Here is a 24658-nt window from a genome sequence, read left to right on the forward strand (position 1 = left end):
TTAGAACCTTTCTTAACCGCGCGCGGCGGCAATCTTGATCAGCTTGGCGTAGTAGAACCCGTCGTGGCCGCCCTCTTGCGCCAGCAGCTGGCGACCGTGGGGCTGCTTCAGGCCGGCCGGAGGCTGACCCAGTTGCCCGGCGATGTCCAGTTCGCGAGCACCCGGGGTACGGGCCAGGAAAGCCTCGATGACCTCGGTGTTTTCGGTCGGCAAGGTCGAGCAGGTGGCGTACAGCAGGATGCCGCCGACTTCCAGGGTCGACCACATGGCGTCCAGCAGTTCGCCTTGCAGGCTGGCCAGGGCGGCGATGTCGTCGGCCTGACGGGTGAGCTTGATATCCGGGTGGCGGCGGATCACCCCGGTGGCCGAGCATGGCGCGTCCAGCAGGATGCGCTGGAACGGCTTGCCGTCCCACCAGGCGGCGGTGTCGCGGCCGTCGGCGGCGATCAGCTCGGCGCGAAGGTTCAGGCGGTCGAGGTTCTCCTGGACACGCACCAGGCGCTTGGCTTCCAGGTCCACCGCGACCACGCCGGCCAGCGCGGGCTCGACTTCGAGGATGTGGCAGGTCTTGCCGCCGGGCGCGCAGCAGGCGTCCAGCACCCGCTGTCCCGGCGCCAGTTCCAGCAACTCGGCGGCCAGTTGCGCGGCTTCGTCCTGCACGCTGATCCAGCCTTCGGCGAAGCCCGGCAGGGCGCGCACGTCGGCGGCTTCATCGAGCACGATGCCGTCCTGGCTGTAGACGCAAGGCTTGGCGGCAACGCCGGCCTCGCTCAGCAGCTGGAGATAGGCGGCGCGGGAATGATGGCGGCGGTTGACCCGCAAGATCATCGGCGGGTGGGCGTTGTTGGCGGCGCAGATGGCTTCCCACTGCTCGGGCCAGAACGCCTTGAGGGACTTTTGCAGCCAGCGCGGATGGGCGGTACGCACCACCGGGTCGCGTTCCAGCTCGGCGAACAGTGCTTCGCTCTCGCGTTGGGCGCGGCGCAGCACGGCATTGATCAGTGCCTTGGCCCAGGGCTTTTTCAGCTTGTCGGCGCAGCCCACGGTTTCGCCGATGGCGGCGTGCGCCGGGACGCGGGTGTAGAGCAATTGATAAAGGCCTACCAGCAGCAGCGCCTCGACGTCGGCATCGGCCGCCTTGAACGGCTTCTGCAACAGTTTGGCGGCCAGCGCCGCCAGCCGTGGCTGCCAGCGCGCGGTGCCGAAAGCCAGGTCCTGGGTGAAGCCGCGATCGCGCGCTTCGACCTTGTCCAGCAGGATTGGCAGCGAGCTGTTGAGCGAGGCTTTGCCGTTGAGGACCGAGGTCAGGGCCTTGGCGGCGGCCAGACGCGGGTTCATTGGGCGTCCGCCGCTTGTCCGAGCACGGTGCCGGTGGTGAATTTCTCGCGACGGCTGTTGAACAGGTCGCTGAAGTTCAGCGCCTTGCCGCCGGGCAATTGCAGGCGGGTCAGGCACAGCGCCTGCTCACCGCAGGCGACGAGCAGGCCGTCCTTGCTGGCGCCGAGGATGGTGCCCGGCACGCCCTTGCCTTCGGCGAGGCTGGCGGCCAGCACCTTCAGCGCTTCACCGTTCAGCGTGCTGTGGCAGATCGGCCAGGGGTTGAAGGCTCGTACCAGGCGCTCCAGCTCCAGCGCAGGGCGGCTCCAGTCGATCCGCGCTTCGTCCTTGTTCAATTTATGGGCGTAGGTGGCCAGGCTGTCGTCCTGCACTTCGCCTTGCAGGGTTGCGGCGGCGAGGCCGGCGATGGCCTGCACCACGGCCGGCGGGCCCATTTCGGCGAGACGGTCATGCAGGCTGCCGCCGGTGTCGGTAGCGCTGATCGGGGTGCTGACCTTGAGCAGCATCGGCCCGGTGTCCAGGCCGGCTTCCATGCGCATCACGGTCACGCCGCTCAGCGCGTCGCCGGCTTCCACGGCGCGCTGGATCGGCGCCGCCCCGCGCCAGCGTGGCAGCAGCGAGGCGTGGCTGTTGATGCAGCCCAGGCGCGGAATATCCAGTACCGCCTGCGGCAGGATCAGGCCGTAGGCGACCACCACCATCAGGTCCGGCGCGAGGGCCGCCAGTTCGGCCTGGGCCTGCGGGTCGCGCAGGGTCGGCGGTTGCAGCACGGAGATGTCGTGCTCCAGCGCCAGCTGCTTGACCGGGCTCGGCATCAGCTTTTGCCCGCGCCCGGCCGGGCGGTCCGGCTGGGTGTAGACCGCGACGATCTCGTAAGGGCTGTCGAGCAGGGCCTTGAGGTGTTCGGCGGCGAATTCCGGGGTGCCGGCAAAGACGATGCGCAGTGGCTCAGTCATGGGAGTTCTCGGTAATAAACACGCGGAAAAGAAAAAGGCTTGCCGCTGCAAGCCTTTGGAAGAAGGGAATCAAGCTTGCTGACGATGCTGCTTTTCCAGCTTCTTCTTGATCCGGTCGCGTTTGAGCGTGGACAGGTAATCGACGAACAATTTGCCGTTGAGGTGGTCGCATTCGTGCTGGATGCACACCGCGAGCAGGCCTTCGGCGATCAGTTCGTAAGGTTGGCCGTCACGGTCCAGGGCCTTGATTTTCACGCGTTGCGGACGATCGACGTTCTCGTAGAAGCCCGGTACCGACAGGCAGCCTTCCTGGTACTGGCCCATTTCGTCGGTGAGCGCTTCGAACTCGGGGTTGATGAACACCCGTGGCTCGCTGCGGTCTTCGGACAGGTCCATGACCACGATGCGCTTGTGCACGTTGACCTGGGTAGCGGCCAGGCCGATGCCGGGCGCCTCATACATTGTTTCAAACATGTCGTCGACCAACTGACGCACTTCGTCGTCCACTACGGCCACTGGTTTGGCGATAGTGCGCAGGCGCGAGTCGGGGAATTCGAGGATGTTTAAAATGGCCATAAGCGTAATTGCTACACGTGTGAAGTAAATTCGGAGTCGGAGGCCTTGCGGGTTCTGGAAGGGCAACCGTTGTAAAACGTGCTCGGTCAGGAGCAGGGAGCGCACAGGCGCTAGCGTTTCACGCGAATACACATAATAAAGGGATTCACCGCATGAGGAAATCACTACTCGCCTTGCTGCTCGTGGGCTGGGCCGGTTTCGGCCAGGCGCAGGTGCCGCTCCGGGAGGGTTATCCACAGCGCTACACCGTAGTGGCGGGCGATACCTTGTGGAGCATCGCCAATCGCTTCCTGCGCGATCCCTGGCAATGGCCGGCGCTCTGGCAGGCCAATTCCAGCCTCGCCGACCCCGATTTGATCTACCCCGGCGACTCCCTGACGCTGGTCCGGGTCGATGGCGAACCACGCCTGACCCTGGAGCGCGGCGCTTCCCGGGGCACCGTCAAGCTCTCGCCCCAGGTACGCCGCACGCCACTGGTCGAGGCGATCCCGAGCATTCCACTGCAGGCCATCGACAGCTTTCTGCTGAGCAACCGCATCCTCGACCGGGCGGACGCCTTCGACAGTGCGCCCTACATAGTCGCCGGCGATGCCGAACGGGTACTCAGCGGCACCGGCGACCGGATCTTCGCGCGCGGCCGCTTCGACCCGGAGCAATCGGTCTTCGGCATCTTCCGCCAGGGCAAGACCTACACCGACCCGCAGAGCGGCGAAGTGCTGGGAGTCAACGCCGACGAAATCGGCGGCGGCGAGGTGGTCGCGGTCGAGGGCGATATCGCCACCCTGCAATTGCAGCGCACCACCCAGGAAGTGCGCCTGGGCGACCGCCTGTTCGGCGGCGAGCCACGGACCATCAACTCGACCTTTGTCCCCAGCGCGCCGAGCTGGGCGGTCGAGGGCCTGATCATCGACGTGCCACGGGGTGTCACCCAGATCGGCGCGCTGGATGTGGTGACGTTGAACAAGGGACGGCGCGATGGTCTGGCTGAAGGCAACGTGCTGGCGGTAATGAAAACCGGCGAAACCGTACGCGACCGGGTGGCCGGTGGACAGGTGAAAATGCCGGATGAGCGGGCCGGTCTGCTGATGGTTTTCCGCACCTACGACAAGCTCAGTTACGGCCTGGTGCTCAACGCTTCCCGTTCCCTGGCGATCATGGACAAAGTCCGTAACCCGTAAAAACCCTCAACAAGTTACCAACAGAGTTATCCACAGCTTATTCCTGCTACGACCGGGCTTATAACGATCAAGGATGATCCCATGTCACTGTCTGCCCAGGCTCCGGTTTCCCCCGCGGAACTGGAAGCCCGCCTACGTTTGCACCGCTTGCCCGACCTCGGCCCGAAGCGTTTTCAGCTGCTGCTCGAAGCCTTTGGTTCGGCCTCCAAGGCCATCAGCGCACCGGCCAGTGCCTGGCGCGCGCTGGGCCTGCCGGCGAGCGCGGCCGAGGCCCGGCGCAATGCCGAAGTGCGTGATGGCGCCAGCCATGCATTGGCTTGGCTGGAGCGTCCGGGCCAGCATTTACTGATGTGGGACCAGCCTGACTACCCGCCGCTGTTGAATGAAATTGCCGATGCGCCGCCGCTGCTGTTTGTTGCCGGCGACCCACGCATCCTGGAAAAACCGCAGTTGGCGGTGGTCGGCAGCCGTCGTGCTTCGCGGCCCGGGATGGACACCGCCGCGGCCTTTTCCCGCAGCCTGGCCGCGGCCGGTTTTGTCATCACCAGCGGCCTGGCACTGGGGATCGATGGCGCGGCGCACCAGGCCGCCCTGGAGGTCGGCGGGCAGACTGTCGGCGTGCTCGGCACCGGCCTGGAAAAATTTTATCCACAGCGCAACCGGCGCCTGGCCGATGCCATGATCGCCCAGGGCAGCGCGCTGGTTTCCGAGTTCCCGCTGGAGACCGGGCCCCACGCCAGCCACTTTCCCCGGCGCAACCGGATCATCAGCGGCCTGTCCCTTGGCGTGCTGGTGGTGGAGGCCAGCGTCGCCAGCGGTTCGCTGATCACCGCCCGGCTCGCCGCCGAGCAAGGCCGCGAGGTGTATGCGATACCCGGGTCGATCCATCATCCGGGAGCCCGGGGTTGTCATCAGCTGATTCGCGATGGCGCGGTGCTGGTGGAAACCATCGAACATATCCTCGAAGCCCTGCGTGGCTGGCAACGGCTGCCGTTATCCACGGCCCCGCCAACAGCCGCGCCCGCTCATCCGTTGCTGGCGCTGTTGCATGCCGCGCCGCAGACCAGCGAGGGCCTGGTGCAGGCCAGTGGCTGGAGCCTGCCCAGGGTGCTGGCGGCGCTCACCGAACTGGAGCTGGAGGGCCATGCGACGTGTGAAGGCGGCTGCTGGTTCGCCCGGGCAAAAGGCTAGGCTTTATAGGCAGGATCGGTAAACTGCGCACAGCCTTAATCCGGAGAGTCAGCAATGGTCAGCAGTTGGCGTGTGCAACAAGCCGCACGAGAAATTCGCGCAGGGGCGGTGATTGCCTATCCAACCGAAGCAGTCTGGGGGTTGGGTTGCGACCCGTGGAACGAAGAAGCGGTGGACCGGTTGCTGGCCATCAAGTCGCGCTCCGTGGACAAGGGCCTGATCCTGATCGCCGACAACATCCGCCAGTTCGATTTTCTCTTCGAGGATTTTCCCCAGGAATGGCTCGATCGCATGGCCAGCACCTGGCCGGGCCCGAACACCTGGCTGGTACCCCATCAGAATCTGTTGCCGGAATGGGTCACCGGGGTCCACGACACCGTGGCCCTGCGAGTCAGCGATCATCCACTGGTGCGTGAGTTGTGCGCCTTGGTGGGGCCGCTGATTTCCACCTCGGCCAACCCCCAGGGGCGCCCTGCGGCCCGCACGCGGATTCGCGTCGAGCAGTATTTCCGCGGGCAGTTGGACATGGTTCTGGGCGGCAGCCTGGGCGGGCGCAAGAACCCGAGCCTGATCCGCGACCTGGTGACCGGCAAGATCGTGCGCCCGGCCTGACACCGCGTCATCGTTTATCGCGGGCAAGCCTCGCTCCTACGACCCACATCCGTAGGAGCGAGGCTTGCCCGCGAAGCATTTCAAGGCAACAGAATGGTCGAACCCGTGGTGCGTCGCGCCGACAGCTCGGTCTGCGCCTTCGCCGCTTCCGCCAGCGGATAACGCTGGCCGATCTCGATCTTCAGCTTGCCGCTGGCGATCATGGCGAACAGGTCGTCGGCCATGGCCTGCAGGTTCTCGGCGTTGTTGGCGTAGGTGCCCAGGGTCGGACGGGTGACGTACAGCGAGCCCTTGGCCGCCAGGATGCCCAGGTTGACCCCCTCCACTGCTCCCGAGGCATTGCCGAAGCTGACCATCAGGCCCCGTGGCTGCAGGCAGTCCAGCGAAGTCAGCCAAGTGTCCTTGCCCACGCCGTCGTAGACCACTGGGCATTTCTTGCCGTCGGTCAGCTCCAGCACGCGCTTGGCCACGTCTTCATGGCTGTAGTCGATGGTTTCCCAGGCACCGAGGGATTTCGCCAGCGCGGCTTTCTGCGGCGAGCTGACGGTACCGATCAGCTTCACCCCCAGGGCCTTGGCCCACTGGCAGGCGAGCAGCCCGACCCCGCCGGCGGCGGCGTGGAACAGCACGGTCTCGCCGCCCTTGAGCTCGTAGGTCTGGCGCAGCAGGTACTGTACGGTCAGGCCCTTGAGCATCACCCCGGCCGCCTGTTCGAAGCTGATGCTGTCCGGCAGGTGCACCAGGTTGTCTGCGGGCAGTACATGCACTTCGCTGTAGGCACCGAGCGGGCCGCTGCCATAGGCCACGCGATCGCCGACCTTGAAGCGGGTCACGGCGCTGCCCACCGCCTCGACCACCCCGGCCCCTTCGGCGCCCAGGCCCGATGGCAAGGCCGGTGGCGCGTAGAGGCCGCTGCGGTAGTAGGTGTCGATGAAGTTCAGGCCGATGGCCTTGTTACTCACGCGGACCTGTTGCGGGCCCGGTTCGGCGGGTTGGTAATCCACATACTCAAGCACTTCCGGGCCGCCATGGGCCCGGAACTGGATACGTTTGGCCATCTGCACTCTCTCCTCGGTCGTGTCGCGAAAGTGCCTTATCGGACTCCTATGCTTGACCGCCGTCAACTGCGACCGGCCCCTGTGCGGTGTTATGCTACGCGCCCATTTGCGCAGGCCCCCGCTGTATCCCTGGCGCCGCGTAGCTTTGCCCGATTCAAGGTGATGCCATGACTACCCGCACCGAGGCCGTAAAAGCCTACCTGCTCGACCTGCAAGACCGTATTTGCGCCGCCCTGGAAGCCGAAGACGGCGGTACGCGCTTCGTCGAAGACGCCTGGACCCGACCGGCCGGCGGTGGCGGGCGCACCCGGGTGATTGCCGACGGTACAGTGATCGAGAAAGGCGGCGTCAACTTTTCCCACGTGTTCGGCAGCGGCTTGCCGCCGTCCGCCAGCGCCCACCGGCCGGAACTGGCCGGCCGTGGTTTTGAGGCGCTGGGCGTGTCGCTGGTGATCCACCCGCACAACCCGCATGTGCCGACTTCCCACGCCAACGTACGGTTCTTCATCGCCGAAAAGGCAGGCGAAGAGCCGGTCTGGTGGTTCGGCGGCGGTTTCGACCTGACCCCCTACTACGCCAACGAGGAAGACTGCGTGCACTGGCACCGCGTCGCACAAAAGGCCTGCGCGCCCTTCGGCCCGGACGTCTACCCGCGCTACAAGGCCTGGTGCGACAGCTACTTCCACATCAAGCATCGCAATGAACCGCGCGGCATCGGCGGCCTGTTCTTCGACGACCTCAACGAGTGGGACTTCGACACCAGCTTCGCCTTCATGCGCGCCATCGGCGACGCCTACCTCGAGGCCTACCTGCCGATCGTCCAGCGCCGCAAGGCCCTGGGCTATACCGAGAAGCAGCGCGAGTTCCAGGAATACCGTCGCGGCCGTTATGTCGAGTTCAATCTGGTCTACGATCGAGGCACCCTGTTCGGCTTGCAATCGGGCGGGCGTACCGAGTCGATCCTCATGTCCCTGCCGCCGCAGGTGCGCTGGGGCTACGACTGGAAAGCCGAGCCGGGCAGCGAAGAAGCGCGCCTGACCGAATACTTCCTGCAAGACCGCGACTGGCTGGCGGGCTTGGCGTAAAGCGTTGCAGCCGGCTGGCCGGCGCTGGACGATAATGCGATTGAACAGAACAGCGCAGCGCCCCTGTCGCCAGTAAGCTGGTTCCTTACAGGGATGCGCATGAGGGTTTTATTGGATGGATCAATACGTTGTTTTTGGTAACCCGATCGGCCACAGCAAATCGCCGCTGATTCATCGGCTGTTCGCCGAGCAGACGGCGCAGCGGCTGGTCTACACCACCCTGCTGGCGCCCCTCGACGATTTCGCCGGCTGTGCCCGCGGGTTCTTCGTTGACGGGCGTGGCGCCAATGTCACGGTGCCGTTCAAGGAGGAGGCCTACCGCCTGGCCGACAGCCTGACCGCACGCGCCCAGCGCGCCGGCGCGGTGAATACCTTGAGCAAGCTCGCCGATGGCAGCCTGTTGGGCGACAACACCGACGGCGCCGGCCTGGTGCGCGACCTGACGGTCAACGCCGGCTTCAGCCTCAAGGGCAAACGCATTCTGCTGCTGGGGGCCGGCGGCGCGGTGCGTGGCGCGCTGGAGCCGCTGCTGGCGGAACAGCCGGCGTCGGTGATCATCGCCAACCGCACGGTGGAAAAGGCCGAACTGCTGGCCGAGCTGTTCAGCGACCTCGGGCCGGTGTCGGCCAGTGGTTTCGACTGGTTGCGCGAGCCGGTGGACCTGATCATCAACGCCACCTCGGCCAGCCTCACCGGCGACGTGCCGCCGATCGCCGCCAGCCTGATCGAGCCGGGCCAGACGGTGTGCTACGACATGATGTATGGCAAGGAGCCGACCGCCTTCTGTCGCTGGGCCAGCCAATACGGTGCGGCGATTTCCATGGATGGCCTGGGCATGCTCGCCGAGCAGGCGGCGGAAGCCTTCTTCCTGTGGCGCGGCGTGCGTCCGGACACCGCGCCGGTGCTGGCGGAGCTGCGGCGCCAGCTGGCGCTCTGACAGATCGCGTCATCGTTGATCGCGGGCAAGCCTCGCTCCTACGGAAGCAAGCGTTTCTGTAGGAGCGAGGCTTGCCCGCGAACGCTTCGCCGCTATAACCGCGCTGCAACCGGCAATCAATCCTCAAACCGGATCGGGCATTGCTCCGCGCCTTCGAGCTTTCTCAACTCTTCGATCACCGAGGCCCGCGCGCGACGCAGGGTCAGGCTGCGGTTCTGCCGCAACAGGCGGCGGGCTTCCTGGTGCAGCATGGCCACCCCGGAATAGTCGATGAAGTTGATCTGCCGGGCGTCGATCACCAGGCGCGGCGCATGGCAGCGTTGCATGCGCACTTGCAGGTAATGGCTGGCGCCGAAAAAGATCGAGCCGCCGACCCGCAGGATGTCCTCGTCGCCTTCGCGCCCATGCTGCACGCGCGGTTGCGAGGTGCGCTTGAGGTAGAAGAACAGCGACGCCAGGACCCCGGCGTAGATCGCCGTCTGCAACTCCAGGAGCAAGGTGGCGACACAGGTCAGGCCCATCACCACGAACTCGGCGCGGCTGACCCGGAACAGCGCGCGAATGCCGCGGTGGTCCACCAGGCCCCAGCAGATCAGCAGGATGCTCCCGGCCATGGCCGGGATCGGGATATGCGCGATCAGCGCCGCGCCGGCCACGGCGAACAGGGCCACCCACAATGCTGAGAACACTCCGGCCAGCGGCGAACAGGCGCCGGCCTCGTAGCTCAGGCCGGAGCGGGTAAAAGAGCCGGACGACAGATAGCCGGAGAAAAACGCGCCGACGATATTCGACAGGCCCTGGGCGCGGACTTCCTGGTTGGCATCGAGCAACTGTTCGGAGCGTGCCGACAGCGAGCGGGCGATCGACAGGCTGGTCACCAGCCCCAGCATGCCCACCGCCACGGCGCTGGGCAGCAGGCGCAGGATCATGTCCAGGTCCAGCGGCAGCGGGCTGAACGGCGGCAGCCGGCCGGTAAAGGCGCTGACCAGTTTTACCTGGCCGAACAGCGCCGGCCACAGCCACACCACCAGAGCACTGAGGATCAGGCTGATCAGCAGCGAGGGCCAGCGCGGCACCAGCAGCTTCAGGGCCAGGCCGACGACCAACGTGCCCAGGCCGAGGATCAGCGAGGGTTTATCCACGGCATCGAGATGGGCGAACAGCGAGGTCAGGCTGTTCAGCGCGGTGGCTTCGCTCGGCAAGTCCAGGCCCAGCAGGTTGGGCAACTGCCCCAGGGCGATCACCACCGCGGCGCCGAGGGTGAAGCCGAGCACCACCGAATGGGACACGAAGTTCACCAGCGCACCGAAGCGCAACAACCCCAGCAGCCACTGGAACAGGCCGGCGAGCAAGGTCAGCAGCAGAATCAGGGTGATGTAGTCCTGGGACGCCGGCACCGCCAGGGGGCTGACGCTGGCGTAGAGGACGATGGAAATCGCCGCGGTCGGGCCACAGATCAGGTGCCAGGAAGAACCCCACAGGCAAGCGATCAGCACCGGGACGACGGCGGCATACAGGCCGTATTCTGGTGGCAGGCCGGCGATCAGGGCATAGGCGATCGATTGCGGCAGCGCGAGGATGGCGCCGCTCAGGCCCACCAGCAGGTCGCGCCCGACGCTGGCGCGGGTCTGCCGGGGCAGCCAGCTCAGGAAGGGCAAGAGTGAATGGCGATTGGGCCAGGCCATGGGTCCTCGCGGTCGGGATGGGGCGAAAGGCGTCAGGGTGGAGTGTCAGATCGGAGCGTGCAAGGCCCGTCAGTGACGGTTGTAGCCGCTGCCGCAGGCTGCGATAGGTCCGGCAGGACCTCAACGGGCTCGAAAACCCTACGCCCCTGCGGGTCGATCGCGGCCTGCGGCAGCGGCTACAGGTGGATTACAGCTTGGCCTGTACCGCCGGCAGCGCCTCCTTGCCGTCGAGGGTCTTCACCCCGTCCAGCCACTTGCCCAGCACCGCCGGGTTGGCCTTGATCCAGGCCTTGGCTGCGTCAAAGTTGCTGACCTTCTTGTTGGCCACCTCGGCCATGATGCTGTTCTCCATTTCCTGGGTGAAGCTCAGGTTGCCCAGCAGCTTGCCGACATTCGGGCAGGCCTGTGCATACCCCTTGCGGGTCAGGGTGTAGACGCTGCCGGTGTCGCCGAAGTACTTCTCGCCGCCCTTGAGGTAATGCATTTTCAGCTGCACGTTCATCGGGTGCGGGGTCCAGCCGAGGAAGGTGACGAACTTCTGCCGTTTCACCGCCCGCGAGACTTCGGCGAGCATCGCCTGTTCGCTGGACTCGATCAGTTTCCACTGGCCAAGGTCGAAGTCGTTCTTCTTGATGATCTCCTGCAACGACAGGTTGGCCGGGGCCCCGGAGCCAATGCCGTAGAGCTTCTTGTCGAACTTGTCTGCGTACTTATTCAGGTCGTTGAAGTCATGCACGCCGGCGTCCCAGACATAATCCGGCACCGCCAGGGTGAACTCGGTGCCGTCCAGGTTCTTCGCCAGCTGGGTGACATCGCCATTGGCCACGAACTTGTCGTAGAAGCCCTGCTGCGCCGGCATCCAGTTGCCCAGGAACACATCCACCTGGCCGTCCTTGAGCCCGCCGAAGGTGATCGGTACCGCCAGGGTGTCGATCTTGGCCTTGTAGCCCATGCCGTCCAGCAGGAAACCGGCGATGGCGTTGGTGGCGGCGATGTCGCTCCAGCCCGGGTCGGCCATCTTCACCGTCTCGCAACCCTGTTCGGCCCAGGCCAGGGCCGGGACCGAAACACTGCCCAGCGCCAGAAGCGCGGTCGTCACTGCTGTGGATAACCTTTGCATGCTCTTCCCCTTACGTTATTGGTTTTGGCAGGGTTGTGGATAACGAGCCTTGCGCTCCAGATCGTCGAGGTCGATGTGGTTGCGCATGTATTGCGCACTGGCGTCGACCAGTGGCTGGTGGTCCCAGCTCTTCAGTTTGCCGAGGCTCAAGGCGCCCGCGACGAAGCGACGGCGGCGCTGGCTGGCGAGTACCTGTTGATGGATGGCCGGGATATCCCACTTGGCCCGCGCCTCGCGGAGAAAATCCTCGAATAGCGGGCGATGTTGCGGCGATTGGCTGAGTTCTTCCTGCTCGCGCGGGTCGTTGGCCACATCGAACAGCAGGCACGGGTCGTCTTCGCTGTAGATGAACTTGTAGCGGCCGCGGCGAATCATCATCAGCGGGCTGATGGTGCCTTCGGCCATGTACTCGCCGAAGACTTCGTCATGCCCGCCCTGCCCTTGCAGGTGCGGCACCAGGGAGCGGCCATCCAGCGCCAGGCCAGGTTGCAGTTGGCCTCCGGCCAGTTCCACCAGGGTCGGCAGCAGGTCGGCGGTCGAGACCGCCTGGCTTACCCGGCCGGCGGCGAACTGCCCCGGCGCGCTGACCAGCAGCGGCACCCGCGCGGCCATTTCGAACCAATGCATTTTGTACCAGAGGCCGCGCTCTCCGAGCATGTCGCCGTGGTCGCCGGAGAAGACAATGATGGTGTCGTCGCTCAGCCCGGTTTCCTCCAGGGTTTCCAGGAGTTTGCCGACGTTGCTGTCGATATAGCTGCACGCACCGAAATAGGCACGACGCGCATCGCGGATCTTATCCACAGGCAGCGGCTTGTCCCACAGGTCATAAACCTTGAGCAGGCGCTGGGAGTGCGGGTCGAGCGCGTCCTGGGCCGGGGTCTGCGGCAGCGGAATATCATCGTCGCGGTACAGATCCCAGAAGGCCTTGGGAATGGTGTACGGGTCGTGCGGGTGGGTCATCGACACGGTCAGGCAGAACGGTTGGTCGCCGTCTTCGCGAACGTGATCGAACAGGTACTGGCGGGCCTTGAACACCACCTCTTCGTCGAAATCCAGCTGGTTGGTGCGCACGCATGGCCCGGCCTGCAGCACCGAAGACATGTTGTGGTACCAGCTTGGGCGCACGTCCGGCTCGTCCCAGTTCACCGCCCAGCCATAGTCGGCCGGGTAGATATCGCTGGTCAGGCGTTCTTCGTAGCCGTGCAGTTGGTCCGGGCCGCAGAAATGCATCTTGCCCGACAGCGCGGTGCGGTAGCCCAGGCGGCGCAGGTAATGGGCGTAGGTCGGGACGTCGGCGGGGAAGTCGGCGGCGTTGTCATAGGCGCCGATCTTGCTCGGCAACTGGCCGCTGACCAGGGTGAAACGCGAGGGCGCGCACAACGGGCTGTTGCAGTAGGCGGCGTCGAATACCACGCTTTGCGCGGCGAGACGGCTCAGATGCGGCAGCTTGATGGGCGATGGACCGTAGAACGGCAACATTGGCGCGGCCATCTGATCGGCCATGATGAAAAGAATGTTCTTGCGCTTCATGTATTCGCGGCATTCCATAGTGGACAGTTATGCGAAAGTGCTGCGATCGAGGATGTAACCCGTGGCTTTCGCGGTAAAGCCCCTGTACGGCAATGACTAGGATAAGCACAGCTTATGTATGAAGCGCTTGGCGACCTGTCCCTGGACCTGTTTCGCGTATTCGAGGCGGCGGCACGCCAGCGCAGCTTTACCGCGGCGGCAGTGGAGCTGGGCACTACCCAGCCGGCCATCAGCCAGCAGATCAAGCGGCTGGAGGAGCAGCTCGGCACCCGGCTGTTCGACCGCATCTACCGGGGCATCGAACTGACCGAGGCCGGCAGCCAGTTGTTCGAACAGGTGCAGGCCGGCTTGCAGAGCATCGACAGCGGCCTGAGCGCCATCACCGCCCAGCATCAGCACGAGGTGCTGCAGGTGGCCACCGACTTCGCCTTCGCCGCCTATTGGCTGATGCCGCGCCTGCACCGCTTTCATGCCGCCAATCCACAGGTGGACGTGAGCCTGGTCACCAGCGAGCGCAGCCACAACATGCTGCGCACCGATATCGACGTGGCGGTGCTGTTTGGCGATGGCCGTTTCAAGCAGGGTGAAAGTCACTGGCTGTTCAACGAGGAAGTGTTTCCGGTGTGCAGCCCGTTGCTGCTCAAGGAGCGGCCGCTGCCCCTCGGTGCCCAGTCGCTGCTGGAGTTTCCGTTGCTGCATTTGAAGGGGGAAAACAGCAGCCACTGGTTCGACTGGAGCGGCGTGTTCCGCGAACTGGGGATCGCCACCCCGCCGGCGCCGGGGCAGCTGCGTTTCGACAACTACACCCTGCTGATCCAGGCGGCGATCGGTGGCCAGGGCGTGGGCATTGGCTGGCGCCACCTTGTGGATAACTTGCTGGCGCAAGGCCTGTTGTGCCGGCCGATCAGCGAAACGCTGATCTCCCGCTACGGCTATTACGTGGTCCTGCCCCAGCGCAAACGTCGCGGGGCGCTGATCCAGCGGTTTTTCGACTGGCTGATGGCCGAGCAGGCCGACAGTGCGCAATCTTTGACCGGGCTGGGCCTGCCGTCGATTGCCATCTGAGGTTTGGGGTTGGCGTGGAAGCCATCGCGAGCAAGCTCGCTCTTACATGGGATCGCATAACCTTCTGTAGGAGCGAGCTTGCTCGCGATAAGGATTCAACATACGAAGTTCACATGTTCGCCCACGTGCAGGTTCAGCTGCTGTTCATCGGCAATGCCGGCAGCCACCCGGGCGAGTCGCTGCACTGGCTCGTCCAGCTTCGGCGGGAGGCTGCCGGCGGGCTGGCTGAAATGCTCCAGGGTCAGCCCGGGGGGGCTCTGCGGTGCATTCACCAGGGTCCAGCGCAAGGTGCTGCCTTGCAGCGCGTCGAGGATGGCTTCGGCCGTCTGGCGGTGTGGGTAGCCTTCCACCTCCGGCTGGTCCAGCACCTCGAAATGCCCCAACAGGAACAGGCGCCGGACGCCCGCGGCCTGCATGCCAGCGATCAGCGCTTCGACCGCGCGAAGTTGCTCCCGGGGTTCGAGCAGCAGGTTTTCCTGCTGTTCAAGGCCCATGGGCAGCCCCGGAGCATCCAGCAGGCAGGCCACCACGTCGCCTCCGGCCACGCTTTGCCTGACCCGCTCGGCATCGAACAGGTCACCGCATTTGGTGCGCAAACCGGGAAGGGGGGCGAGGGCCGTCAGGTCGTCGAGAATGGCGATGACTTCATGCTGGCGCCGCATGAATTCCGCCATCAGCGCGCTGCCCAGGCCGCTCATGGCACCATAGAGCACCAGCTTGACCACCGGGGTTTCGGCATTTTTCATGGCGCGGCTCATTTCTTTACACTGGTGATATTTTGACCTGTAGGCAGTCGCCAGGGTTCGACTTCAGTCACGAGGTTTCCATGCAACGAATCAAGGGCTATCACGCCCACGTGTATTTCGACGCCAGCACCATCGACCAGGCGCGAGCCCTGTGTGAACAGGCGGCGCAATTGTTCCCGTTGAAGATGGGGCGGGTGCATGAACGGCCGGTCGGCCCGCATCCGGACTGGAGCTGCCAGCTGGCGTTCGAGCCGCAGTACCTGGGGGTGGTGCTGCCGTGGCTGGCGCTCAATCGCAACGGGTTGGTGGTGTTTCTGCACCCGGATACCGGCGACGATCTGAAGGATCACACGGAGCATGCGGTCTGGATGGGGGCGATCAGGCCGCTGAACCTGTCCGCTTTTTAAGCTTTTCGTAGGAGCGAGCGGACGGCGATCCGACTTGCCCGCGATGAACGATGGCGCGTTGTGACAGACACACCGCATCGCCTTCATCGCACGCAAGCTGTGCTCCTAGTCAATACAACACGCCGTCGAGGATCTCGTAGACGATCCCGCTGCCCACCGCGATCAGCACGATATCGGCGCCCATGCGCCGCCATTCATAACCCTGGTAGTACGGCAGGTGCGCCAGGGCGCGGTTGTCCAGGCGTTCGCCATAGTAGCCGCGAGGCAGCGGCTGGCCGCGCACCAGATGGATGCCGTGGGGCGGCGGCGCGCCACGTACGAAGTAGGCGTGGTTGTCGCGAATGGTCTCGCGCACCGGGCCGAAATCCCGGGGCGGACCGCCACGCCGATCGGCCTGCGGGCCGCGATGTTCATCGCCACGATTGTCCGCGCGATTGTCCCCTCTATTGTCGTAGCGACCCTGTTGCGGACCTCCGCGATCGTGGTCGTCACGTGGGTCGGCGACCGCGTGCAGCAGCGGGCTGGCGCTGAGCATCAGCACACCGAGACCGGCAATCAGGCGTTTGGGCATTTTCATCGGGTCTTCCTCAGAACACGAACAACAAAAAGGGGTTCAGAACCTGGTCCTGAACCCCTTGGTCTTGCCGGTTTAGTCTGTGGATCCCGAGGCTAATTCCTCTGTATCAGGAACTTTACCCTCAGCTGACACGGGCTTGACGCACCCCTTCGGCGAGGGAGGCGCACAGGCTCAGCACGCCGTCCACGGCCTGCTCGGAGCTGGTGGCATTGGCGATCTGGTCGATCAGCGCCGAACCCACCACCACGCCGTCGGCCAGGCGGGCGATAGCCGCGGCCTGCTCCGGGGTGCGGATGCCGAAACCGATGCTGATCGGCAGGTCGGTGTGGCGGCGCAGGCGGGTCACCGCCTCTTCCACGTGCTCCAGGGTGGCGGAACCGGCACCGGTGACACCGGCCACGGAGACGTAATAGACGAAGCCCGAGCTGCCGTTCAGTACCTTCGGCAGGCGCGCGTCGTCGGTGGTCGGCGTGGTCAGGCGGATGAAGTCGATTCCGGCGGCCTGGGACGGGTCGCACAGCTCGGCGTTGTGCTCGGGTGGCATGTCGACCACGATCAGGCCGTCGACACCGGCTTCCTTGGCTTCGGCAATGAAGCGCGGCACGCCATAGTGGTGGATCGGGTTGAAGTAACCCATGAGCACCAGCGGCGTGTCGTTGTTGCCGGCGCGGAACTCGCGAACCATTTGCAGGGTTTTCGCCAGGTTCTGCTTGGCCTCCAGGGCGCGGATGTTGGCCAGCTGGATCGCCGGGCCGTCGGCCATCGGATCGGTGAAGGGCATGCCCAGCTCGATCACGTCGGCGCCGGCTGCCGGCAAGCCTTTGAGGATCGCCAGGGAGGCGTCGTAGCCCGGGTCGCCGGCGGTGACGAAGGTCACCAGGGCGGCGCGGTTCTGCTGCTTAAGCTCGGCAAAGCGCGTTTGCAGGCGGCTCATCAGTGTTTCTCCTGCTGGGAGTGCTCTTGTTGAGAGTGTTCCATGTGGTGCATCACGGTTTGCATGTCTTTGTCGCCGCGGCCCGAGAGGTTGACCACCATCAGGTGATCCTTGGGCAGGTTCGGCGCGCGTTTGAACACTTCGGCCAGGGCGTGGGCGCTTTCCAGGGCCGGGATGATGCCTTCCAGGCGGCAGCACTGGTGGAACGCGGCCAGGGCTTCGTCGTCGGTCACCGAGGTGTATTCGACGCGGCCGATATCGTGCAACCAGGCGTGTTCAGGGCCGATGCCCGGGTAGTCGAGGCCAGCGGAAATCGAGTGGGCGTCGATGATCTGGCCATCCTCGTCCTGCAGCAGGAAGGTGCGGTTGCCATGCAGCACGCCAGGCAGGCCGCCGTTCAGGCTGGCCGCGTGCTTGCCGGTCTCGATGCCGTAACCGGCGGCTTCGACGCCGATGATCTGCACGCTCTTGTCGTCGAGGAACGGATGGAACAGGCCCATGGCGTTGGAACCGCCGCCGATGCATGCCACCAGGCTGTCCGGCAGGCGGCCTTCCTGGGCTTGCAGCTGTTCGCGGGTTTCCTTGCCGATCACCGCCTGGAAGTCACGGACCATAGCGGGATAAGGGTGCGGACCGGCCACGGTGCCGATCAGGTAGAAGGTGCTGTCGACGTTGGTCACCCAGTCACGCAGGGCTTCGTTCATCGCGTCCTTCAGGGTGCCGGTGCCGGCGACCACCGGGATCACTTCGGCGCCCAGCAGCTTCATGCGGAACACGTTGGCCTGCTGGCGCTCGATGTCGGTGGTGCCCATGTAGATCACGCAGTCCAGGCCGAAACGCGCCGCCACGGTAGCGGTGGCCACGCCGTGCATGCCGGCGCCGGTCTCGGCGATGATGCGTTTCTTGCCCATGCGCCGCGCCAGGAGGATCTGGCCGATGCAGTTGTTGATCTTGTGCGCGCCGGTGTGGTTCAGCTCTTCGCGCTTGAGGTAGATCTTGGCGCCGCCGCAGTGCTCGGTCAGGCGCTCGGCGAAATACAGCGGGCTTGGACGGCCGACGTAGTCGCGCTGGAAGTAGGCCAGTTCCTTGAGGAACTCCGGATCTTCCTTGGCCGCTTCGTATTCGCGGGCCAGGTCGAGGATCAGCGGCATCAGGGTTTCGGCGACATAGCGGCCGCCGAACGCGCCGAACAGGCCGTTGGCATCAGGACCGTTGCGCAGGTTGGTCTGGGTCATTGGGGCGCTCCCGGTGATTCGTCAAAAGGGTGAATGCGTGGATAGGCAATGGCGTTCACTCTACCCCTGACGCCCCAGGCTGAAAACCGATAAGATCGCTACAACCTGTCAGGAAAACTCACATATCCCATGAGCCACGACCTGCCCCCGCTGAACGCCCTCCGGGCCTTCGAAGCCACCGCCCGCCTGAACAGCGTCAGCCAGGCGGCCGAACAGCTGCACGTCACCCATGGCGCGGTCAGCCGCCAGTTGAAGGTGCTTGAAGAGCATCTTGGGGTGAGCCTGTTCGTCAAGGAGGGGCGCGGCCTGAAACTCACAGATGCCGGGGTGCGCCTGCGCGATGCCAGCAGCGATGCCTTCGAGCGCCTGCGCACGGTCTGCGCCGAGCTGAGCCAGAGCACCGCCGACGCGCCCTTCGTGCTCGGTTGTTCCGGCAGCCTGCTGGCGCGCTGGTTCATTCCGCGCCTGGGGCGGCTGAATGCCGACCTGCCGGACCTGCGCCTGCACCTGTCGGCCGGCGAAGGCGATCTCGACCCGCGCCGGCCGGGGCTGGATGCCTTGCTGGTATTCGCCGAGCCGCCGTGGCCGGCGGACATGCAGGTCTATGAACTGGCCAGCGAGCGCATCGGTCCGGTGCTCAGCCCGCGCTACAGCCGCTACGAGCAACTGCGCGAGGCGCCGGCCAGCGCGCTGCTCGGCGAGGCATTGCTACAGACCACTTCGCGCCCGCAGGCCTGGCCCAGCTGGGCACGCCAGAACGGCATCGATGCCGGGGCGCTGAAGTTCGGCCAGGGTTTCGAGCATTTGTATTATTTGTTGGAGGCGGCGGTGGCCGGGCTGGGCGTGGCGATCGCGCCGCAGCCGCTGGTGGCCGAGGACCTGCGTGCCGGGCGCCTGGTTGCCCCGTGGGGCTTCTGTGAAACCCCGGGGCAACTGGCGTTGTGGCTACCCAAGCGCGCCGCGGACGGGCGCGCCAGGCAACTGGCGCAATGGCTCAGCAACGAGCTGCGCCAGACGCCTTAATTGCCGCGCTTGCACAGCAGGTAAGCGGCCAGCAGGCCCAGCGCGCCCACGGCGACGCCGGCGGTGGTCCAGGGGTGTTGCTGGGCGTAGTCGCGGGTGGCGATCCCGGTTTCACGGGTTTTCACTTTGACTTCTTCATAGGCATCGCTGAGCAGGCTGCGCGAATGTCTCAGCGCGCTCTCGGCATTGCTTTTCAGCGCCTTGAGGGTTTTGCGCGATTCGTCCGAAGCGTCGTCCTTGAGGCTCTCCAGGGACTTGAGCAGACTTTCGATCTCGGCTTCCATGCTTTCCAATGAGGCTTTGCGTAACGAAGTGTTGGCCATGGTGGCTCTCCTGCATTGTTGATTGAGGGTCTGTAGGGTCCGACTGCGCGGCCTGGCGAAAGTGCATTAAATCTGCATGACGATGGGCCGGGGCTTATTCCAGTGTTGCTGGTAATCGCTGCTAGGCTTTGATCTACCTCATAAGGAGAGCGCGCCATGTCTGATCATCACACCTACAAGAAAGTCGAACTGGTCGGTTCGTCCCCTAGCAGCATCGAAGACGCCATCAACAATGCGCTGGCCGAAGCCAGCAAAAGCATCAAGCACCTGGAGTGGTTCGAGGTCACGGAAACCCGTGGGCATATCAAGGATGGCAAGGCCGCGCATTTCCAGGTCACGCTCAAAGTCGGTTTCCGCATTGCCAACAGCTGAACCTGGGCTAGGCTGTTGAACTTGTGCGCTGGCCGATTGCCATAGGGAATGGCAAAGCGCTATATCTGCCTCGATGCCGAGCAAGCCGGGGCTTGACGCTTATTTGATTCGACCAGGGAATGTGACCGATGAAAAAACAGGTAATGGCTTTAGTGTTGTTGAGTGTCGCGGGAACAGCCCTTGCTGCCGGCAAGCCATGCGAAGAGCTGAAAAGCGAAATCGCCGCGAAGATCGACGCCAAAGGCGCGTCGGGTTATTCGCTGGAAATTGTCGAAAAAGGCAGCGCGACTGACGGCAAAGTGGTCGGTACCTGCGAAGGCGGTACCAAGGAAATCGTCTACAAGCGTGGCTGAGCCCTTGTAGCAATGAACAAAGCCGACGCGCTGCGTCGGCTTTTTTGTGCCCGGCGTTTAGCCAGGCCAGGCGTGCCCCTGTAGCCGTTGCCGCAGGCTGCGATCGCGACCTAAGGGCGCGCAAGGCCTCTGGATCACCCAGTCCCTTCGGCCCGATTGCAGACTCAACCCTTCATCACTTGCGCCAGCAATTCGTAGGAATGCAGGCGGTCGGCGTGCTCGTACAGGTCGCAGGTGAAGATCAGCTCGTCGGCGCCGGTCTGTTCGATCAGCACTTCGAGCTTGGCGCGGATCTTCGCCGGGCTGCCGATCATGGCCAGGCCGAGGAAGCTACCCACGGCCTCTTTTTCATGGGGCAGCCACAGGCCGTCCATGCTCTTCACCGGTTTGCGCTGCACCAGGCTCTGGCCGCGCATCAGCGCGAGGATCCGCTGGTACACCGAGGTCGCCAGATAGTCGGCCTGTTCGTCGGTATCGGCCGCCACCAGCGGCACGCCGAGCATCACGTAAGGCTTGTCGAGCACGGCCGAAGGCTTGAAGTGATTGCGGTACACGCGAATCGCCTCGTGCATGTAGCGCGGTGCGAAATGTGAGGCGAAGGCGTAAGGCAAGCCGCGCTCGCCGGCCAGTTGCGCACTGAACAGGCTCGAGCCCAGCAACCACACCGGCACCTGGGTACCTGTTCCTGGCACCGCGATCACCCGTTGTTCCGGGGTGCGTGGGCCGAGGTAGGCCATCAGTTCGGCCACGTCTTCAGGGAAGTCGTCGGCGCTGCCGGAACGTTCGCGGCGCAGGGCGCGGGCGGTCATCTGGTCCGAACCCGGCGCGCGGCCCAGGCCCAGGTCGATACGCCCCGGGTACAGGCTTTCCAGGGTGCCGAACTGCTCGGCGATCACCAGCGGCGCATGGTTGGGCAGCATCACGCCGCCAGAGCCGACGCGAATGCTCGAGGTGCCGCCGGCCAGATAGCCCAGCAGCACCGAGGTCGCGGAGCTGGCGATACCGTCCATGTTGTGGTGTTCGGCGACCCAGAAGCGGGTGTAGCCGAATTTCTCTACATGGCGGGCCAGGTCCAGGGAATTACGCAGCGATTGCGCCGGGCTGCCGTCCTCGCGCACGGGGACCAGGTCGAGGGTGGAAAACTTAACGTCGGACAGTGGTTTCATGAACCTGCTTCTCCTTTGGTGTGCAGGCCTTTGTCATGAGCCAAAACCTGCCGAATGCTGTAAGCCTGTTTCATGCAATGTGGGCATATACCCGAGTTTCAATAGCCAGGCTGAATTTGCTGTCCGGACAAACGGCGGATTCAGACAGGATGAACTTCGCCGGGCCTTCTATCCTCTAGAACCCTGAGTAGCAGAAAACCACAAGGGCGCGGCCTTTCGCGCCCGTTCTCGAGGAGACAGACATGAGCATCATCAAGAAAGCATCGGCTCACTGGGAAGGCGACCTGAAAACCGGCATCGGCTCGATTTCCACGGAAACCGGGGTACTGCGCGATGCACCTTACGGCTTCAAGGCGCGTTTCGAGGGCGGCAAGGGCACCAACCCGGAAGAACTGATCGGCGCCGCGCACGCGGGGTGTTTTTCCATGGCCTTCTCGATGATTCTCGGCGAGGCCGGGCTCAAGGCTGACAGTATCGACACTAATGCCGAAGTGACGCTGGACCAGGTCGATGGCGGTTTTGCGATCACCGCGGTGCACCTGATCCTCAAGGCGAAGATTCCCGGCGCCAGCCAGCAGCAGTTCGATGAGCTGAGCAAGAAGGCCAAGGAAGGTTGCCCGGTGTCCAAGGTGCTGAATGCCAGGATCAGCCTGGATGCGACGCTGCTCAGCTGACGGTGTTTTAACCTGCTCTATCGCTTCGCGAGCCAGCTCGCTCACGCCTTCGAACCCATAGGCGCGAACTGGCTCTCGATTGCACTCCTGCCGAAACTCCCGCACCCGATATGCGCGGCGTCAGAACTCGCTTCATGAAAATGTGGTCGAATGCACGACTGCAGGCTCAGCCCATGACCATGGGCGCTGCATCAAAGGGAGCTCCACATCATGAAACGTTTTGCCCTGGCAGTTGTTTGTTGCGCGCTGGCCACCTCGACCCTGGCGGCTCCGAAGGATTGCGAAGAACTCAAGAAAGAGATTGAAATCAAGATCCAGGCCAACGCCGTGCCCTCCTACACCTTGGAGATTGTCAGCAAGGAGGAGGCCGAAAAGCACGACGTGGCCATGGTGGTCGGTACCTGTGAAAACGGCACCAAGGCAATCATCTATCAGCGCAACGACAGCTGATCGTTCAGATCACGCAGTTGACCCTATGGTCTTCGGCCAGCAGCTCACGCTTGGCGTTGTACAGCCGGGCACTGGGAGTGAAACCCAGCGAGCGGGCTTCCAGCAGGTAACGCTGGCCGGCTTCGAAATGGTCGTAGCGCACGCTCAGGTAGCACAGGCGCTCGGCCGGATCATTCATCATGCCGAGGCGCCCGCTGAACACCTCGAAATCGAAACGCACCATCAACTCATGACTGCCCGGGGTGACCTGGAAATAGCGGCCGTCGGTCAGGCGCTGGTTGTCCAGGCGCTCGGCCATCAGCAGCTTGCCGCCCGGCGTCGGGGTGGCGAAATCGACCCAGGCCTGCTGCGGGTCCACCGCCGGCAGGGGGCTGGAGCAGGCAACGAGGCCGGTCAGGGCAAGCAGCAGCAAGGGTTGGCGCATGAGGTCGGGCCGTCCGGGGAAAGGCCTCAAGCATAGCGCCGATCAGGTGCGCTGGCAGCCCGCCGGTTGGCCGGTACCCACCAGATTGCGCTGCTGGTCATAGAGCTTGGCCCAGGGCCGGAAACCGATATTGCCGGTCTGCAACTGATAGCGCTGGCCGGCGTTGAAGTCCTTGTATTTCACATTCAGCTGGCAGTCGCGCCACAGCGGTTCGCTGTCCGGGCCGATGTTGGTGGGCTCCACGGCGAACTGGTAGCGCACCTTCAGCTCATGGTTGCCGGGCTGGACCTCGAAATATCGGCGGTCCACCCAGGCTTTTTCGTCGACCTCCAGCGCCTGCAGGGCGGTGTCCTGGTGGGTGTCGAGGTCGATCCAGGCTTGCGTCGGATCGGGGGCGGGCAATCCGGCACAGCCGCTCAAGGTCAAGAGTCCGGTGGTCAGCAGCAACACGCGCATAGCGAAACTCCAGGCAGGCGAGATAGTCTTGGGGGCAGACTCTCGAAGGATGATTCGATTTGATTAGGCCGCGTTCAAGCCATGGGTTACTTGATCATCTTTTGCGCTTTTTGTTTCCGGGCTTGCTGCTTTTGTCGCTCAACGGTTGTTCCAGCGTGGGTTACTACGGCCAGCTGGCCAGTGGCCAATGGCAGCTGTTGCAGGCCCGCACGCCGGTCGAGCAGGTCATCGCCGACCCGACTCGCGACCCGTTATTGCGCGCCCATCTGGCCCAGTCGCAGAAAGCCCGGCTTTTTGCCAGTCAGCACCTGCACCTGCCGGACAACCAGAGCTATCGCCTCTACGCCGACATCGGCCGGCCCTACGTGGTGTGGAATGTATTCAGCACCCCTGAGTTTTCCCTGAGCCCCAAGACCCACTGCTTCCCGATTGCCGGCTGCGTGGCCTATCGCGGCTACTACAGCCAGGGCGCGGCCCGGGGCGAGGCGGCCTTGCAGAAACAGCAGGGCATGGATGTGGCCATCGGTGGGGTGGAGGCCTACTCGACCCTGGGCTGGTTCAATGACCCGATCCTCAGTTCGATGCTGCATTGGGGCGACGAGCGCCTGGCGACCCTGATCTTCCATGAGCTGGCCCATCAGCGCTTTTATGTGAAGGACGACACCGAGTTCAACGAATCCTTCGCCACCTTCGTCGAGCAGGAAGGCACCCGGCAATGGCGCGCGGCCCGCGGCCTGGCGCCGGCCAGCGATGCCCTGGTGAAGCAGAAGGACCAGTTCATCCAGCTGATCCTCGATACCCGCCAGCGCCTGGAACGCCTGTATGCCCTGCCACTGCCAACCGAGCAGATGCGCCAGCGCAAGGCCGCCGAATTCGAACAGCTGCGCCGGGATTACCGGCAGCTGAAGGACAGCCAATGGCATGGCGACGCGCGCTACGACTTCTGGATCAACACCCCGCTGAACAATGCCAGGCTGCTGCCTTTTGGCCTGTACGACCAGTGGGTACCGGCATTCGCCGCCTTGTTCAAGCAGGTGAACGGGGATTGGCCGGCCTTTTACCTGGCCGTGGAGAAGCTCGGCGCGCTGCCGGCTGAAAAGCGCAAGGCGGCGTTGCAAGCCTTGATGGGCGGCGCCTGAAAGGGACGCCATCGCGGGCAAGCGAGCGTCGATCAGAAGCCCGCGATG

28 protein-coding genes are annotated in these 24658 nt (G+C 64.4%); 13 read left to right on the plus strand and 15 right to left on the minus strand.

What is annotated here, in order from left to right; all coding sequences use genetic code 11:
* Positions 1-12: 12 nt before the first annotated feature.
* The 3 genes from rsmB to def form a co-directional block, all read right to left on the minus strand.
* Positions 13-1338, minus strand: a complete 1326-nt coding sequence (rsmB, locus tag AC3RCP_RS01265; RefSeq protein WP_101336373.1) for a 16S rRNA (cytosine(967)-C(5))-methyltransferase RsmB — start codon at positions 1336-1338, stop codon at positions 13-15.
* Positions 1335-2294, minus strand: coding sequence for a methionyl-tRNA formyltransferase (fmt, locus tag AC3RCP_RS01270; RefSeq protein WP_492570498.1), 960 nt, complete (start codon positions 2292-2294; stop codon positions 1335-1337). Before fmt ends, rsmB begins: the two co-directional genes overlap by 4 nt.
* 69 nt (positions 2295-2363) lie before the next feature.
* Positions 2364-2870, minus strand: coding sequence for a peptide deformylase (def, locus tag AC3RCP_RS01275; RefSeq protein ID WP_009041482.1), 507 nt, complete (start codon positions 2868-2870; stop codon positions 2364-2366).
* A 152-nt stretch (positions 2871-3022) separates the two neighbouring features.
* On the opposite strand from def, the gene AC3RCP_RS01280 reads away from it, so the two are divergent.
* The 3 genes from AC3RCP_RS01280 to tsaC all read left to right on the plus strand — a co-directional run bounded on the left by AC3RCP_RS01280 (position 3023) and on the right by tsaC (position 5851).
* Entirely contained in the window at positions 3023-4048 is a 1026-nt protein-coding gene (locus tag AC3RCP_RS01280) for a LysM peptidoglycan-binding domain-containing protein (RefSeq protein WP_101336375.1), read from the plus strand.
* A gap of 81 nt (positions 4049-4129) precedes the next feature.
* Positions 4130-5239: a DNA-processing protein DprA gene (gene dprA, locus AC3RCP_RS01285; RefSeq protein WP_007926209.1), complete on the plus strand. Its 1110-nt coding sequence runs from the start codon at positions 4130-4132 to the stop codon at positions 5237-5239.
* A 54-nt stretch (positions 5240-5293) separates the two neighbouring features.
* The gene (tsaC, locus tag AC3RCP_RS01290) at positions 5294-5851 is read left to right on the plus strand and encodes an L-threonylcarbamoyladenylate synthase type 1 TsaC (RefSeq protein WP_007926207.1); all 558 of its coding nucleotides are present in this window, start codon (positions 5294-5296) and stop codon (positions 5849-5851) included.
* An 80-nt stretch (positions 5852-5931) separates the two neighbouring features.
* Here the strand turns inward: tsaC and AC3RCP_RS01295 are convergent, their stop codons facing one another.
* Positions 5932-6909 carry an NADPH:quinone reductase gene (locus AC3RCP_RS01295; RefSeq protein WP_101336377.1) on the minus strand — a complete coding sequence of 326 codons (978 nt, stop codon included), beginning with the start codon at positions 6907-6909 and terminating at the stop codon, positions 5932-5934.
* Positions 6910-7076: 167 nt separating this feature from the next.
* Between AC3RCP_RS01295 and hemF the strand changes: the two genes are divergently transcribed.
* Positions 7077-7994, plus strand: coding sequence for an oxygen-dependent coproporphyrinogen oxidase (gene hemF, locus AC3RCP_RS01300; protein ID WP_007926204.1), 918 nt, complete (start codon positions 7077-7079; stop codon positions 7992-7994).
* Between the two features lie 115 nt (positions 7995-8109).
* Positions 8110-8931 (plus strand): shikimate dehydrogenase, encoded by an 822-nt coding sequence (gene aroE / locus AC3RCP_RS01305; protein ID WP_007926203.1) that lies wholly within the window; start codon positions 8110-8112, stop codon positions 8929-8931.
* A 116-nt stretch (positions 8932-9047) separates the two neighbouring features.
* Here the strand turns inward: aroE and AC3RCP_RS01310 are convergent, their stop codons facing one another.
* From AC3RCP_RS01310 to betC, 3 genes are all read right to left on the minus strand, one after another.
* A complete protein-coding gene (locus tag AC3RCP_RS01310; RefSeq protein WP_101336379.1) occupies positions 9048-10616 on the minus strand; it encodes a SulP family inorganic anion transporter in 1569 nt (522 codons plus the stop codon).
* A gap of 187 nt (positions 10617-10803) precedes the next feature.
* Positions 10804-11736 (minus strand): choline ABC transporter substrate-binding protein, encoded by a 933-nt coding sequence (choX, locus tag AC3RCP_RS01315; protein WP_101336380.1) that lies wholly within the window; start codon positions 11734-11736, stop codon positions 10804-10806.
* 15 nt (positions 11737-11751) lie between these two features.
* Positions 11752-13266, minus strand: a complete 1515-nt coding sequence (betC, locus tag AC3RCP_RS01320) for a choline-sulfatase (protein WP_492570497.1) — start codon at positions 13264-13266, stop codon at positions 11752-11754.
* Positions 13267-13380: 114 nt separating this feature from the next.
* Between betC and AC3RCP_RS01325 the strand changes: the two genes are divergently transcribed.
* On the plus strand, positions 13381-14331 hold the full coding sequence (locus AC3RCP_RS01325) for a choline sulfate utilization transcriptional regulator (RefSeq protein WP_085532608.1): 951 nt from the start codon (positions 13381-13383) through the stop codon (positions 14329-14331).
* 95 nt (positions 14332-14426) lie between these two features.
* Here the strand turns inward: AC3RCP_RS01325 and AC3RCP_RS01330 are convergent, their stop codons facing one another.
* Positions 14427-15077, minus strand: coding sequence for an NAD(P)-dependent oxidoreductase (locus tag AC3RCP_RS01330; protein ID WP_492570496.1), 651 nt, complete (start codon positions 15075-15077; stop codon positions 14427-14429).
* An 80-nt stretch (positions 15078-15157) separates the two neighbouring features.
* On the opposite strand from AC3RCP_RS01330, the gene AC3RCP_RS01335 reads away from it, so the two are divergent.
* The gene (locus AC3RCP_RS01335; protein ID WP_492570495.1) at positions 15158-15484 is read left to right on the plus strand and encodes a DOPA 4,5-dioxygenase family protein; all 327 of its coding nucleotides are present in this window, start codon (positions 15158-15160) and stop codon (positions 15482-15484) included.
* 109 nt (positions 15485-15593) lie between these two features.
* Here AC3RCP_RS01335 and AC3RCP_RS01340 read toward each other — a convergent pair whose 3' ends face one another.
* The 3 genes from AC3RCP_RS01340 to trpB form a co-directional block, all read right to left on the minus strand.
* The gene (locus AC3RCP_RS01340; RefSeq protein WP_053276815.1) at positions 15594-16061 is read right to left on the minus strand and encodes an anti-virulence regulator CigR family protein; all 468 of its coding nucleotides are present in this window, start codon (positions 16059-16061) and stop codon (positions 15594-15596) included.
* A gap of 121 nt (positions 16062-16182) precedes the next feature.
* Complete coding sequence (gene trpA / locus AC3RCP_RS01345; RefSeq protein WP_097306349.1) at positions 16183-16995, minus strand: tryptophan synthase subunit alpha; 813 nt, start codon at positions 16993-16995, stop codon at positions 16183-16185.
* The gene (gene trpB / locus AC3RCP_RS01350; RefSeq protein ID WP_009046242.1) at positions 16995-18230 is read right to left on the minus strand and encodes a tryptophan synthase subunit beta; all 1236 of its coding nucleotides are present in this window, start codon (positions 18228-18230) and stop codon (positions 16995-16997) included. The genes trpA and trpB overlap by 1 nt, the downstream gene beginning before the upstream one ends.
* A gap of 129 nt (positions 18231-18359) precedes the next feature.
* Between trpB and AC3RCP_RS01355 the strand changes: the two genes are divergently transcribed.
* Entirely contained in the window at positions 18360-19253 is an 894-nt protein-coding gene (locus AC3RCP_RS01355; protein WP_053276818.1) for a LysR family transcriptional regulator, read from the plus strand.
* Here the strand turns inward: AC3RCP_RS01355 and AC3RCP_RS01360 are convergent.
* Complete coding sequence (locus tag AC3RCP_RS01360) at positions 19250-19576, minus strand: ElaB/YgaM/YqjD family protein (protein ID WP_007926179.1); 327 nt, start codon at positions 19574-19576, stop codon at positions 19250-19252. The two genes, AC3RCP_RS01355 and AC3RCP_RS01360, sit on opposite strands and share 4 nt — an antisense overlap.
* Before the next feature lie 156 nt (positions 19577-19732).
* Here AC3RCP_RS01360 and AC3RCP_RS01365 point away from each other — a divergent pair, with 156 nt between their 5' ends.
* Both AC3RCP_RS01365 and AC3RCP_RS01370 read left to right on the plus strand, forming a co-directional pair.
* Positions 19733-19948, plus strand: coding sequence for a dodecin (locus AC3RCP_RS01365; RefSeq protein WP_007926178.1), 216 nt, complete (start codon positions 19733-19735; stop codon positions 19946-19948).
* Between the two features lie 128 nt (positions 19949-20076).
* On the plus strand, positions 20077-20301 hold the full coding sequence (locus AC3RCP_RS01370) for a DUF1161 domain-containing protein (RefSeq protein WP_053263232.1): 225 nt from the start codon (positions 20077-20079) through the stop codon (positions 20299-20301).
* A gap of 164 nt (positions 20302-20465) precedes the next feature.
* Here the strand turns inward: AC3RCP_RS01370 and AC3RCP_RS01375 are convergent, their stop codons facing one another.
* A complete protein-coding gene (locus AC3RCP_RS01375; RefSeq protein ID WP_009041499.1) occupies positions 20466-21467 on the minus strand; it encodes an LLM class flavin-dependent oxidoreductase in 1002 nt (333 codons plus the stop codon).
* A 242-nt stretch (positions 21468-21709) separates the two neighbouring features.
* On the opposite strand from AC3RCP_RS01375, the gene AC3RCP_RS01380 reads away from it, so the two are divergent.
* Both AC3RCP_RS01380 and AC3RCP_RS01385 read left to right on the plus strand, forming a co-directional pair.
* Positions 21710-22141, plus strand: a complete 432-nt coding sequence (locus AC3RCP_RS01380; RefSeq protein ID WP_007926175.1) for an OsmC family protein — start codon at positions 21710-21712, stop codon at positions 22139-22141.
* A gap of 210 nt (positions 22142-22351) precedes the next feature.
* The gene (locus AC3RCP_RS01385; protein WP_007926174.1) at positions 22352-22591 is read left to right on the plus strand and encodes a DUF1161 domain-containing protein; all 240 of its coding nucleotides are present in this window, start codon (positions 22352-22354) and stop codon (positions 22589-22591) included.
* Positions 22592-22595: 4 nt separating this feature from the next.
* On the opposite strand, the gene AC3RCP_RS01390 is transcribed toward AC3RCP_RS01385, so the two are convergent.
* Together AC3RCP_RS01390 and AC3RCP_RS01395 are read right to left on the minus strand one after the other, a co-directional pair.
* Entirely contained in the window at positions 22596-23015 is a 420-nt protein-coding gene (locus tag AC3RCP_RS01390) for a PA0061/PA0062 family lipoprotein (RefSeq protein ID WP_007926173.1), read from the minus strand.
* A gap of 42 nt (positions 23016-23057) precedes the next feature.
* On the minus strand, positions 23058-23471 hold the full coding sequence (locus AC3RCP_RS01395) for a PA0061/PA0062 family lipoprotein (RefSeq protein ID WP_007926170.1): 414 nt from the start codon (positions 23469-23471) through the stop codon (positions 23058-23060).
* Between the two features lie 59 nt (positions 23472-23530).
* On the opposite strand from AC3RCP_RS01395, the gene AC3RCP_RS01400 reads away from it, so the two are divergent.
* Entirely contained in the window at positions 23531-24610 is a 1080-nt protein-coding gene (locus AC3RCP_RS01400; RefSeq protein WP_101336385.1) for an aminopeptidase, read from the plus strand.
* Positions 24611-24658: the final 48 nt, after the last annotated feature.

Source organism: Pseudomonas sp. GW822-FHT05A08, assembly GCF_058800485.1.